At 53.6% G+C, this 12,057-nt stretch carries 12 protein-coding genes; 9 read left to right on the top strand and 3 right to left on the bottom strand.

From position 1 onward, the window contains the following. Positions 1–228 precede the first annotated feature (228 nt). On the top strand, positions 229–555 hold the full coding sequence (locus SQ11_RS13510) for a hypothetical protein (protein WP_041514674.1): 327 nt from the start codon (positions 229–231) through the stop codon (positions 553–555). 144 nt (positions 556–699) lie between these two features. Then, positions 700–1,146 carry a cupin domain-containing protein gene (locus SQ11_RS13505; protein WP_052494256.1) on the top strand — a complete coding sequence of 149 codons (447 nt, stop codon included), beginning with the start codon at positions 700–702 and terminating at the stop codon, positions 1,144–1,146. A gap of 105 nt (positions 1,147–1,251) precedes the next feature. Here SQ11_RS13505 and SQ11_RS13500 read toward each other — a convergent pair whose 3' ends face one another. After that, entirely contained in the window at positions 1,252–1,506 is a 255-nt protein-coding gene (locus SQ11_RS13500) for a hypothetical protein (RefSeq protein ID WP_041514673.1), read from the bottom strand. A 198-nt stretch (positions 1,507–1,704) separates the two neighbouring features. Here SQ11_RS13500 and SQ11_RS13495 point away from each other — a divergent pair, with 198 nt between their 5' ends. Further along, positions 1,705–3,894: a TonB-dependent receptor gene (locus SQ11_RS13495; protein ID WP_041514672.1), complete on the top strand. Its 2,190-nt coding sequence runs from the start codon at positions 1,705–1,707 to the stop codon at positions 3,892–3,894. A gap of 28 nt (positions 3,895–3,922) precedes the next feature. Here the strand turns inward: SQ11_RS13495 and SQ11_RS13490 are convergent, their stop codons facing one another. After that, positions 3,923–4,240: a DUF2007 domain-containing protein gene (locus SQ11_RS13490; protein ID WP_041514671.1), complete on the bottom strand. Its 318-nt coding sequence runs from the start codon at positions 4,238–4,240 to the stop codon at positions 3,923–3,925. 386 nt (positions 4,241–4,626) lie between these two features. Next, on the bottom strand, positions 4,627–5,121 hold the full coding sequence (locus tag SQ11_RS13485) for an Lrp/AsnC family transcriptional regulator (RefSeq protein WP_041514670.1): 495 nt from the start codon (positions 5,119–5,121) through the stop codon (positions 4,627–4,629). Positions 5,122–5,177: 56 nt separating this feature from the next. Between SQ11_RS13485 and SQ11_RS13480 the strand changes: the two genes are divergently transcribed. From SQ11_RS13480 to SQ11_RS13455, 6 genes are all read left to right on the top strand, one after another. Continuing rightward, positions 5,178–6,200, top strand: coding sequence for a DMT family transporter (locus tag SQ11_RS13480; RefSeq protein ID WP_198140883.1), 1,023 nt, complete (start codon positions 5,178–5,180; stop codon positions 6,198–6,200). Between the two features lie 145 nt (positions 6,201–6,345). Beyond that, on the top strand, positions 6,346–7,206 hold the full coding sequence (locus SQ11_RS13475) for a DMT family transporter (RefSeq protein WP_084226878.1): 861 nt from the start codon (positions 6,346–6,348) through the stop codon (positions 7,204–7,206). A 294-nt stretch (positions 7,207–7,500) separates the two neighbouring features. Further along, positions 7,501–8,013, top strand: coding sequence for a hypothetical protein (locus SQ11_RS13470; protein ID WP_041514669.1), 513 nt, complete (start codon positions 7,501–7,503; stop codon positions 8,011–8,013). Positions 8,014–8,155: 142 nt separating this feature from the next. Continuing rightward, positions 8,156–9,517: a SulP family inorganic anion transporter gene (locus SQ11_RS13465; protein ID WP_041514668.1), complete on the top strand. Its 1,362-nt coding sequence runs from the start codon at positions 8,156–8,158 to the stop codon at positions 9,515–9,517. Between the two features lie 409 nt (positions 9,518–9,926). Further along, a complete protein-coding gene (locus SQ11_RS13460) occupies positions 9,927–11,108 on the top strand; it encodes an NAD(P)/FAD-dependent oxidoreductase (RefSeq protein ID WP_052494255.1) in 1,182 nt (393 codons plus the stop codon). Between the two features lie 25 nt (positions 11,109–11,133). Then, on the top strand, positions 11,134–11,949 hold the full coding sequence (locus SQ11_RS13455) for an OBAP family protein (RefSeq protein WP_041514667.1): 816 nt from the start codon (positions 11,134–11,136) through the stop codon (positions 11,947–11,949). The last annotated feature ends 108 nt before the right edge of the window (positions 11,950–12,057 follow it).

The raw sequence follows: 12,057 nt of genomic DNA, 5'->3' as shown, positions 1-12,057 counted from the left end.
TCATTTGCAGCACTTCGCTGGCTCATTCATAACAATGCCGGATATTCGCGAAGTATGGATCAAATGCATTGCATCGCCGGTGTGTGGGGCAACACTGCGTCGTTGCGCTATGGATACCCACCGAGGAGCGGCTGTTAGTACCTGAGTCCAATTGTCAATCTCACCCATGCTCGTAAGATTACTCCTGCATAGTGTGCCGATACAGGCATCAAACCGAGGGAGGAAATCATGCGTAAAACCATTGGATGGGCAGCTTCATGGGTACTTTATTATCTGAGCGGCTATGTGGATCTGGCGAGGGCGCGCTTCGGTGCGGGATGGCTTTATCCCACGTATTCCCGATTGTTGAACGCATCCGATGATGCACAAACCTGGGGCGGCGGCGGAGGCACCTGGGTTCATGGTACGCCCGGCGAGAACGAACATTGGCCTTATTTAGGCATGGCCTACGGTAAAAACAACCGGTTGAAGAACAAGCCTAAGAATATAAGCAGGGAAGTTGGAAGATTGGCAGGGTGGCCACGCGGCATGCGCAAATTTTTCCGCCAATGGTAGATTGCGCAGCAGTCGTTACTGTGACAATGATGTCAAAGAGTTGATCTTTTTGATCTCCGATGTCTCGTGTCACCGAGATCTGGGCATTCTTGCGAATTGTTGTTATATTGGAGCAACAATTTATGCCAATCGGAGATGGATGTCATGAAACCCAATTCAATCATATCGCTACCAAATATTATTAAAGTATTTTCTGTATTTTTTGTGACGGGGCTTGCGACGATGATAACCGGTGCGGTCGACGCCCAGGCTGGCGCGACATCAACCGGAATCACTCTCACGCCCGTCACGTCGCAGGTGCTTCCTGATGATTCTAAAACCACTCTGACGACCGTTGTAGTGAACCTGGCACCCGAGGCCAGAACCGGTAGCCATCGTCACGGAGGCATGGTGTTTGTCTACGTGCTCGAGGGTACGGTTCGTTCGCAGCTCAACAGCGGCGAAATAATCGAATATCGCCCTGGACAAAGCTGGAGTGAGCCTCCCGGCACCGTGCATTCATTGATGGAGAATCCCAGCTCGACGGTACCGGCACGCCTTCTTGCTACGCTCATCACTCCGACGGGCACGCAATTGACTACCTACGATTAGTGACTGGAATAGATTTTCCATTTGCCGGCAGCGCAGGGAAGTTGTTCAGGATTCACCGATCGCCAGCCAAATCATGTACATATGCGCTCTTGAGCGCGCCCGCCATCAGCGGAAGGGAATGACCGTTCGCTCAATACTTACCTTCGTTGTGAGCAGTCTGGTTTCGACGGTACGTGCCAGCTCATCTATCAGTCCAGCAGAGGCACCATGACCATCCTTCCTCACGACACCCGCGATCGACTGAAGATCCGCATGTAAGCGTACCGGGTCGATTTGCCATCCCAGGGCGGTGACGAGGGCTTTCAGGGCATCTGTATAAGCTTCAAGAACCTGGACATCGGCATGCGTCAAGGTTGTCATGATCTGCCTCCATAAATGTGAATGAGAATCAATCCTATCTCAAGCATGACGGACTGTAAAGTCTTTGGATTCGAATATCTTGAAAAATTGATAAATGCAGTCTGACGTTACGGCAATAACACTTTCGATATACCGGCAGGTTGATTGATGACCGGCAGTATCGCTATGATGCGATATTGAAGCAAAAATCGGAAGCCATTGAAAATCCCCATACCTGATGGTTGCCGGGTAGCGAGCCTGATCACCTTGGCCTTTGCCTCCGGCTTCTCCTCAGCCCAGTCTTCCGCACAGCAAAGCCCCCGGCCGGCTGCTACGTCTGCGGACACACCCACACTTCACCCGGTTGTCGTCACCGGCACCCGCGTTGACCAGCCGAGCTTTCTGCTACCCATGTCCATTGACGTTGTGGAAGCTCCCGTCATTCGGGACGGGCGGCCTCTCGTCAATCTTTCGGAAGCCCTCTCTCGCGTTCCCGGCCTGGTTATTCAGAATAGGCAGAACTATGCTCAGGATCTGCAAATATCCAGCCGCGGCTTTGGCGCACGCTCCACTTTCGGGATTCGTGGCATACGGTTGATCGTCGATGACATTCCAGCCACCATGCCGGATGGCCAGGGCCAGGCGGCTACTATCAATCTGGGGTCGGTTCAGCGCATCGAAGTGTTGCGGGGGCCTTTTTCCGCCATCTACGGCAATGCCCCCGGGGGCGTGATACAGGCGTTCACCGAGGATGGCCCGCCGGGCACGGTGTTATCCGCTATGTTTCTGGGAGGCAGCTATGGCACGACCCGCGGCGAGATCAAGCTCGGCGGAACGCTTGGCGGCAAGGGAGTTGCCGCAACGGGGCCGTTCAATTATGTGGTCGACATTTCCCGTTTCGAGACGCAGGGCTATCGCGATCACAGTGCCGCCACCCGCTACCAGGCGAGTGCAAAACTGACCTACCGATTTGCGCATGATGCCACACTGACACTGGTGACCAACGAATTGCATCAAGGCAACACACAGGATCCGCTCGGGCTGACGCGTGCCCAGATGAGCGTTGATCCACGGCAGGCGGACATAAGCGCCACCACTTTCAACACGCGTAAAAGTATCGATAATACGCAGGGCGGCCTGGTTTATGAACACAAGCTTTCCCCCGCGAACACGATCAAGCTGATTGGTTATGCAGGAACGCGGGAGATCCTGCAATTTCTCGCCATACCGCGCGGCGCGCAGATTCCGGTTACCAATTCCGGTGGCGTAGTCGATCTGGAGCGTCAATTCGGCGGACTGGGTTTGCGATGGACGCACCGCACCAGCGGTCCACGGCCGCTGACGCTGACGGCGGGCATCGACTACGATAGCTCGAAGGAGCGGCGCAAAGGTTTTGAAAACTTCGCCGGCCCGATACTGGGTGTACGCGGCGACCTTCGCCGCAATGAAAACAATACAGTCACCAGCTTTGGCCAATACGTGCAGGCAGAATGGCAATTCGTGCCATCCTGGGTTCTCTCCGCCGGAGTGCGCCACACGGAAGTGAAATTCAAATCCGAGGATTTCTACACCCGCATAGGCAATCCCGATGACAGCGGCAGCCTCGCGTTCCATAACGTGAATCCGGTACTGGGGCTATTGTATAAGGCGACATCCAGTCTCAACCTGTACGTCAGTACCGGCAGCGGTTTCGAAACGCCCACCTTCGCCGAACTTGCCTATCGGCCCGACGGTGCCAGCGGCCTTAATTTTGCGCTTCGGCCAAGCCGAAGTCTTAATATGGAGGCGGGACTCAAGTGGTTGCCCACGAGCAATACGCGCATCAATCTTGCGCTTTTCCAGGCTTTCGTCACCGGTGAAATCCTGCCCGCCACGAATTCAGGTGGGCGGGCCACCTTCCAGAACGCGGCCGATACGACACGGCGCGGCGCGGAACTGTCCCTCGATTCCCGCTTCGGCCGCGACCTGTCCGCATTTCTATCCTATACCTATCTCGATGCCGTTTTCCAGGACGCCTATACTTATCGCCCGACAGCGGCGCCGGATACTGTAACGGTAGCTGCCGATAATTTCCTGCCGGGCGTGCCACGTAATACAGCTTACTCGGAATTAACCTGGCGGCGCGGCCAACCGGGTTTTTCAGCGGCGGTGGAGGCGATCTACCGGGACAGAATTTTTGTCAACGATACCAATACGGAAGCCGCGAAGCAGTACGCAATGGCAAATATTCGCGTCGCCTATTCGCATCAGTTCCGCGGTTGGAAGTTCACTGAATTCGTTCGCGTAGACAATATCGCCGATACAAAATACAGTGGATCGGTGATCGTCAATGAAGGCAACGGCCGTTTTTATGAGCCCGCGCCGGGGCGTAACTATATGGTAGGGGTGAGTGCGAGTTATACTTTCTAAGCTTCTATTCCTCAGGTCCGGCAGGCTGCTAGGACATCGCCTCCAGCCCGGCGCCACACTGCCAGCACAATTGAAAATTGTGCGGATTCTCTTCGCCGCAGGCGCGGCAGAATACGACGCGGGTTTCGCGCGGCGCTTTTTCGAAAGCGTTTATGATCGCCTGTCCCCGGGCAAAATCGTTGTCGTTGACAACCCACACCTCGGGGTAGGCATGGGTAAACGGGATGTCGCCCATCCCGCCTTGCGCATGCTCATTGAATAACCTGGCCGCTATGTATGCATGTCCGAGAAGATCGAGCATGATATGGGCTTCCATCAGATTGGCGGCGGAACAGAGTTTCTTCATTTACCTTGGTATGCGTGAATAAATTTCATGTCTTTCCAACTGGGGCTCTCGTTTTCTCTCTGATGAGCGGCGCTGCGCAAAGCCGGTAATGACGCGGGGTAATTCGATACGATATTGATAATACTAGCATTTCTATTCATTCTGTAATACGGGTTTCAGGGTGTGGATGCGTGGTCGCTTAACAAGGGAAGCTCCTTGGTTGCCTGAAGGCGCTCATCTGCCAGGAGCTTCAGCCATCACCAGATTCCGCTGCTATTCGTCGATCCGCCATGCTGGCGTGAGTTGACGGTCAGCTCGACGCTGCGATTTCTTTTTTCCGAAGTATCTTATTCAACGATGAGCTCAAGGCCCGCACACCGCTGCTACTTGAATGTCGTGGTCCATTCCTATGCCTCCGGAATGACAATCTCTGTCGCGGCCTTGACTCTGTCCAGCACAATCAACGTGCGATAACGATGCACAAGATCGTTTGTCGCAAACAGCTTGCGGGTCAACGCTTCATAAGCGTGAATGTCAGATGTCACGATAATCAACACGAAGCTGGTTCCCCCCGTGACGTAGTAGCACTGCTGAACTTCCGGTGTTTCGCTAAACAGTGCCTTGGCCGGATCGACGGTCGCCGCACGTTCGTCCCGCAAATGCACTTCGACAATGGCGGTAATTGCGAACGGGATCGTGTCGGGATCGATGATTGCAACATTTTGAGCAATGATCCCAGCGGCCTCCATAGCGGCAATCCGCCGCTGCACTGCTGCGGTGGAGAGGTTCACGGCATCCGCGATCATCCGTTGTGGCGTCTTGTTGTCGCGCTGGATGATACGAAGAATGGCGCGGTCGAAAGGGTCGAGCGAGCGCCGGGAGTAGGCATGCCGATCAGTCATGATTCGAGTTTTTATTGCAATTACGTCCTTAAATTAAAGCGTATTATCACAGCTATATGATGATAATACTCGATAACGACATTAATTTCGATCAAAAGAGGATAAACCGGCGTGAATCAACCCTCCAGTATCAGCTCGACCATAAGCGGCATCGCCTGCGGCATCGGGGCGGGTATGCTGTGGGGATTGGTGTTCCTTGCCCCCGAATTGGCACGCGCGTTCAGCCCTCTCCAGCTCACGATCGGCCGCTATTTATCTTACGGGGTCATTTCCGCGCTGCTGATCGTGCCGCGTTGGCGGATGCTCTCTCCCAAGCTTGCGCGCCGCGAATGGCAGGCGCTCGCTGCCTCGCGCTGACCGGCAACACGCTTTATTACCTCTTGCTGTCGAGCGCCGTGCAACTTGGCGGCATCGCCATGACGTCGCTCGTCATCGGTTTCCTGCCCGTTGCGGTGACGATCATCGGGAGCCGGGACCGTAACGCCGTACCGCTCCACAAGCTCGCTTTCTCTTTGCTGCTGTGCGCAGCAGGCACTATCTGCATCGGCTGGCAGGCTGTGGCGCTGCCAGCACCGGGATCGGTCGCCACGCAAGCCGCCGGACTGCTCTGCGCAATAGGAGCCCTCATTTCCTGGACAAGCTATGCTATCGGCAACAGCCGCTGGCTCAACCGCCTGGATGACATCTCAGTCCATGACTGGAACCTGCTGACGGGAATCGTGACCGGTGCTCAAGTCCTCGTCCTTATCCCGATTTCGCTGGTTCTCACCACCACGCCGCATAGCGAGCTTGCCTGGGCGCAGTTTGCCGGTGTCTCGATCGGCGTGGCGGTACTGGCGTCGATCGTCGGCAATATACTCTGGAACCGGATGAGTCGTCTGCTTCCACTGACGCTGGTCGGGCAGATGATCCTCTTCGAGACTCTATTCGCCCTGATCTATTGCTTTCTGTGGGAACAGCGGCTCCCGACTCTTTTGGAAACCACCGCTTTCGTGCTTGTCGCATCGGGTGTTGTTTCCTGCATCACCGCGCACTATAGGCCGCCAGGCGACCAAGCAAGGATAACGGCTCACGTTTGAAACCGGCAGTGCCCGCATTTGACAGTCTTTTGAGCTCGGATTATCTGCCTGAATGGCAGTTTGGATTATTGGCAGCATGCCGCCACGCCCTTGGTGGCTGGCGCAGAATCCTACTATATGAAATTCCGGATGGCATGGATACCCGATGATGGATCGAAAAGCAGCATTTGCGGGTCTCGCGATAATCGTGGCTCAATTATCTACCAACCTTGGAGCGGCTTTGGGAAAGAGCCTCTTTTCGCTAACCGGGCCTGAGGGAATTGCAGCGCTCAGAACGGGTATTTCAGCTTTGATCCTGCTGGGGGTATCGCGCCCCTGGAGAATTGCTTTGACGAGACTGCAAGCGCTCTTCCTGGCACTCTACGGCCTCGCTTTGGGAGGCATGAATCTCCTAATCTACCTGGCAATCGAGCGTCTCCCGATCGCGGTAGCCATCGCTATCGAGATTAGCGGCCCTCTTTCGGTTGTCCTGCTGACTTCACGTTCGATGCGTGACTTTTTCTGGTTCACGCTCGCAGTGGCGAGCTTGCTGATGCTGATGCCCTGGCCCGGCAGCCAGGAACGGCTGGATTCCCTCGGAATTGTTTTCGCCCTCGGCTCGGCAGGATGCTGGGCGCTCTACATCCTGTTCGGGAAACGGGTATCGGAACTGGGAAGCGGGACGGCGGTGGCGCTGGGGATGTCAGTTGCGTGTGCGGTCACGCTACCCTTCGGGATAGTGGTTGCGGGAGAGAAACTCCTTGCTGGCCCGATCCTGTGGCTTGGCTTTGTGGTCGCGTTGTTGTCGAGCATGATTCCCTATATTCTGGAAATGAAGGCCCTGGGGAGGCTCAGCAGCCGCACGTTCGGGGTCATCATCAGCAGCGCTCCCGCCATTGGCGCCCTTGCCGGCTATCTCGTTCTAGGAGAACGACTGACGTTGGTTCAATGGTTGGCTGTAGCAGCAATGATTACGGCGAGTGCCGGTTGCGCCCTGACCGCAGTACCCGCTCGCCCATCCCATTGAGAAGGCCATTGATCTAACAAGGCTTTAAGCGCATCACGATATCAAACTAAAAAGAGAGAAAAAATATATGAACAAGAACGCCGTTCAGGCAGCAATGCAGGCCGAAGCGTGTCAGATTCGGAATGCTGGCTTGCAGGGCGTAGAGGCAATCAGGCATGTCCCATTGCCTCATTTTTACAGTTCTTTTGGCTTGTTTCTTATCATAACCAGTCTCGTCTAAATATTTTACAGGTGGGCTTGACACTCCTGAGGTGCTGCACTAGCATCAGGTGCATCACCTCAGGAGTGCTTGCCATGCCCACATCAAAGCCGCGTATTACCATCACGCTTACCGATCATCAGCACGCGCTCCTGCGCAGGATTAGCGATGCCGGCGGTCAAAGCATGAGTGGGATCGTCTCGGAATTCATGATGGTCGCGCAGCCAACGCTTGAGCGCATGGCCACTGCTTTCCAGCAACTCAAGCAGGACAGGGAGTCGGATCATCAGCGCATGATCAAGATGTTTTCCGAATTGCAATCCGGGCGTGAAAACAGTGCACCTTCATCCTTGCAACCACTGGTCCCTTCTGCGCCTTCGGGTCAGATGGATTTGACCTTGGGCAGCGGGATGGATGCCATACAGTTCCGGGCAAGCGTGGATACGACACGGCCAAGCACTCCGCACCAGCGTGCTTCCCTGGATGCGCACAGCGGAAGTGAAACCGACCGTGAAGAAACGAAAAGAACCCGCTCTCGCCGGACTTCCGCGTCTGTCATATCCTCAAAAAATTCTCTTAAAGGCAGGAAAAAGGATGGTCAGATTTAAGGAATTTGTGAGCAAGTTCGCATGCTCACAAAGTAGAACTGCGAGGGTAGCTTTACGGAAGGAGGTAATGATTATCTCATTTTTAAATAGCCGGCCGTATGAATTGCAGTCCAATGTATCTCTTGCATGGAGTCAATGATTCATGTCATCCAGTCACCGCGAACCACCCACACCTTCACACGATCAAGACTTAGCTGCCAAAACGGAACGAGTTGCTTCGCCAGCTGATCCATCAGCATCGGCGGCATTTCAGGCCAAATATGTTGCCCGCGACGTCCAGGCCGGGATCATAACCGGGGCCATGGCGATTCCCCTGACGGTGGGCATTGCCTTGATGTCGGAATATCCCATCAAGGTCGCCCTGGCGACCGTTGCGTTCGCCTGTTTCATCGGCTGGATCAATGCTTTCATCAGGCCAGGCAACTATATTGGCGCACCTGGCGTCGCGGCAGGCCTGGCGCCGGTTCTTGCGATGGGGGTGCATAGTTTTGGCATGGAAAATATGGCGTTCGTCATTTTCCTGACCGCATTTATGCAAGGCCTGATATGGAAATTCGATTGGCAGAAATATATTCTGCTGGCGGTGCCGAACTACCTCGTCGAAGGTCTGCTGGCAGGGGTCGGCTTGAAGATCGCTCTCAAGTTTTTGACATTTACCTATGAACTGCCTATCAATCAGGAATCGGCCGATGTGTTCTGGAACGGCGCGCGTATCCAGATAGCGCTTATATCGCTGGCTGGTTTCGCCATGTTTGTATACCTGTTTTCGAAATTCAAGGATACAAAACCAGCGATCCCTTATTTCCTGTTGATTGGGGCAAGCATAGTGCTGGCGCAATTCGTGCCCATGTCCATGTTGCATGTGGATGATGTGGAGCTTCATATTGACCTGCCGATACCGCATTTCGACAGCGCATTGACCTGGATGTATGTGATCGGCTTTGCGGCCATGCTGGCGGTGATCGACGTGATAGAACAGGTCATGAGCAACGCCGCCATCGAGAAAATAGATCCGCTAAGACGCAAATGCAATACCAATAACAGCTTGCTGGCTATCTGGATAGCCAATATGGGTTCCAGCTTCTTCGGCGGCATGACCAATCTGGACGGCCTGGCAAAAAGCACCACCAATAGATTGGCCGGCGCCATGACCAAGTTCTCCGTCCTTGTCATAGGCGTCGTAGTCGCATTCTTTGTCATGAATGCCCAGTATCTTGAGTATCTTCCCAAGTTTTCGCTGGCGGCCATCATGATTTTCTCCGGCTGGAAAATGATCATGGGCCTGTGGCATGTGGCGGGTCACGGCCAATACGCCATGATACTTGCCACCCTCTGCGGACTGCTGGTCTATAAGGTGGGCATTTTCGAAGGTCTGCTGATTGCCATGGCGGTGCACGGTCTTATTAATTATATTGTTCTGAATCAGGCCGACAAGATACCCAGCAAAACCATTCTTAAAAAATACCTGCAAAAATTTTCCTCGGGTGGAGGAGGCCCTGATTAACCCGGAAATACTTCACCGCAGGCTGACGGTACCCATTGGATTCAGCGCTGCTGGCCAAATGCCGCGATTCCGGCTGCTCATGATAATTTTGGCCGGTCCGGTGAAATATCCGGGAGATTTTTATCCTTAAATAATCCACTCTTATGACTCTTGCCGGGCGTAATGCTCAATCGACGAACAAGGGGTGGATGCTTCCAAGAAATAAATAGGCGAGGGATTGCTGTGCGCCTCCCGCAAATTGCCTCGTTGTCATTAACACCTTCTATGCTGGATTCAGCAATGCTGCTCAGTGCGCCACCGTACTGAACACGTCATAGAATCTTCCTATCATCATGGTATGCCTGGTTGCCACGGAGGCAACACAGATACCGCTTCGCTTCAATAATGGATAACGTTTGACAGAATTCAAATGGAACAGGCTTATGATGCCGTTATCATTGGTGCGGGTCCCGCAGGTAGTGCGGCTGCGCGCACTTTGTCCAGCGCGAGATTATCCGTTGGTCTATTTGATAAAGCCATATTTCCTCGCGACAAAACCTGTGGTGATGCCTTAATTCCAGATGCATTTCATGCACTGAGCAAACTCGGACTGACCCAGCGCATAGCCGGCATATCCCATGCCGTTCATGGCATGCGCCTGATTAGCTCCGATGGTAGCGATGTTTTGGTCCGGGCGCATGGCGCATGCATGCAGCGGCTGGAATTGGATGAATTGTTGTTGAATGGTGCCACCGAAACCGGCGCCATTTTTTTTCCTGGACATGATTTCATCCGCGTGTTTGACGAGGATGGAAAATATTATCGGGTCGAATTCAATACGGGCCAAGGAATCATCTCCAATCGTGCACCGTGGGTATTACTGGCAACCGGCGCTCATCCTGCACCGATCCAGCGTGCCGGTTTATTGCTGAATGCTGAATGCAGGAGTTTCGCCGTTCGCCAGTATGTGCGCAACGAGCGGTTGGCAAAAGATTTCAATGAACTGGTGTTTGTTTTCGACACCACCGTCAAAGGCGGTTATGGCTGGATTTTCCCGGGCCCGGATGCGGTATTCAATATCGGAATAGGATTCTTCGGGTCCGCGCACAAACACAACAATCCCCGCCGCAACTACGAAAGTTTTATTGCCAAACTGCCGCTCGTGCGGGAGTTGATGCGTGATGGCGAGATCGTTAGTCCGCTCAAAGGGGCGCCGCTTCGCACGGGCCTGTCCGGCACGCGTTTTGCCAATGGAGGTTTGCTGGGAATAGGAGAATGCGTCGGCACGACGTTTCCTCTTACCGGCGAAGGTATCGGGAAAGCAATGGAAACAGGCATTCTCGCCGCGGAAGCCATTATCGCGGAACGTCACCTGGGTCGCGCGGCAGTGGCGCAAACCTACAAACGAAGCATGGACGCTCTTCAGCCCAAATTCGAGGTCTACCGTAAAGCCGAGGTTTTATTCAATTGGCCGTACCTGACCAATAAGTTGGTAAAGCATACGCGTGAAAACGAAACGACTCGTGGAAAGGTGGAAGCGTTGTTTAACGAAACATCCGACCCCGCCTTTTTGTTGACGCCCTCGGGATGGGCGGCGATTTTATTTCACTAGCTCGGCAATACATAGGATGTACGACATGAGAACGATGACCGGGCATGCACTTATTTTGGTTTATATAGCGTTGCTGACTGCCGCACCGGCATACCTCGTCTATGCACAGGGAACGCGGGACGCGAAATCGGATACGACACCCCAAACAAAACCTGCCGGCGAGACCAAGACCTCTGAAACAAAAATTCTGGAGGCGGGTGCGAAACTTCTCCAAAGCAATTCGCCGCTGAAACCATTTGATATCTATCTGGTAGGCTTTCATCCCATGAAAGACCACCCGGAAGATCAGATGGAGGTCCACCATTACTGCAGCCAGGTTAATGAAGACTTTGCACAGTGCGTATTATTCGATAGCAATATGGCAAACGCGAACTTGAACGGCATCGAGTATATTATTTCCGAGAAACTCTTCGCTAAATTGCCTGAGGCGGAAAAGAAATACTGGCATCCTCATAACGGAGAAATTCTTTCCGGGCTTCTTGTCGCACCCGATATACCTGGCATTGCCGAAAAAGCACTCATGAAGGGAAAAATGAATAGCTATGGCAAAACGTGGCATGTATGGAACACAGGTCACGACGAACAACCCGGCGACACGTTGCCCCTGGGCGAACCAATGCTTGCCTGGTCTTTCAACCGGGATGGGGAAGCTCGGCCCGGACTGGTGGAAAAGCGCGATAAGAAAATGGGAATAAGTCACGTCGAAAAACGAATGCAACGTAAGAATTTGATACAGTTCGCCGAGCCCCAATCGGGTGTCGACGATCTTAAGGAAAAATTCGCCCGGCCTACGCAAGATATTTCCGGCGTCACCGATAAGAAGGACGCAACTGGAAATTGATTGCGCAAGATTAACAAATTTTTCTTTATCCTGAATCCAGTAGCGATGGCTTCACCCAGATCGAGTGTCAAATGGTATGAAATATTGTTATTGATACTGATTATTAAA

It is taken from the genome of Nitrosospira sp. NpAV (assembly GCF_000832065.1).
Lineage (GTDB): Bacteria > Pseudomonadota > Gammaproteobacteria > Burkholderiales > Nitrosomonadaceae > Nitrosospira.
Note: the sequence above shows the minus strand (reverse complement) of the source record. Positions and strands in the feature narration are given on the sequence as shown.

Excerpts from the sequence above, each read along its gene's own strand:
- SQ11_RS13510 (WP_041514674.1), top strand. The coding sequence starts at position 229 with ATGCGTAAAACCATTGGATGGGCAGCTTCATGGGTACTTTATTATCTG.
- SQ11_RS13505 (WP_052494256.1), top strand. The coding sequence starts at position 700 with ATGAAACCCAATTCAATCATATCGCTACCAAATATTATTAAAGTATTT.
- SQ11_RS13500 (WP_041514673.1), bottom strand. The coding sequence starts at position 1,506 with ATGACAACCTTGACGCATGCCGATGTCCAGGTTCTTGAAGCTTATACA.
- SQ11_RS13490 (WP_041514671.1), bottom strand. The coding sequence starts at position 4,240 with ATGAAGAAACTCTGTTCCGCCGCCAATCTGATGGAAGCCCATATCATG.
- SQ11_RS13485 (WP_041514670.1), bottom strand. The coding sequence starts at position 5,121 with ATGACTGATCGGCATGCCTACTCCCGGCGCTCGCTCGACCCTTTCGAC.
- SQ11_RS13480 (WP_198140883.1), top strand. The coding sequence starts at position 5,178 with ATGATGATAATACTCGATAACGACATTAATTTCGATCAAAAGAGGATA.
- SQ11_RS13475 (WP_084226878.1), top strand. The coding sequence starts at position 6,346 with ATGATGGATCGAAAAGCAGCATTTGCGGGTCTCGCGATAATCGTGGCT.
- SQ11_RS13470 (WP_041514669.1), top strand. The coding sequence starts at position 7,501 with ATGCCCACATCAAAGCCGCGTATTACCATCACGCTTACCGATCATCAG.
- SQ11_RS13465 (WP_041514668.1), top strand. The coding sequence starts at position 8,156 with ATGTCATCCAGTCACCGCGAACCACCCACACCTTCACACGATCAAGAC.
- SQ11_RS13460 (WP_052494255.1), top strand. The coding sequence starts at position 9,927 with ATGGAACAGGCTTATGATGCCGTTATCATTGGTGCGGGTCCCGCAGGT.
- SQ11_RS13455 (WP_041514667.1), top strand. The coding sequence starts at position 11,134 with ATGAGAACGATGACCGGGCATGCACTTATTTTGGTTTATATAGCGTTG.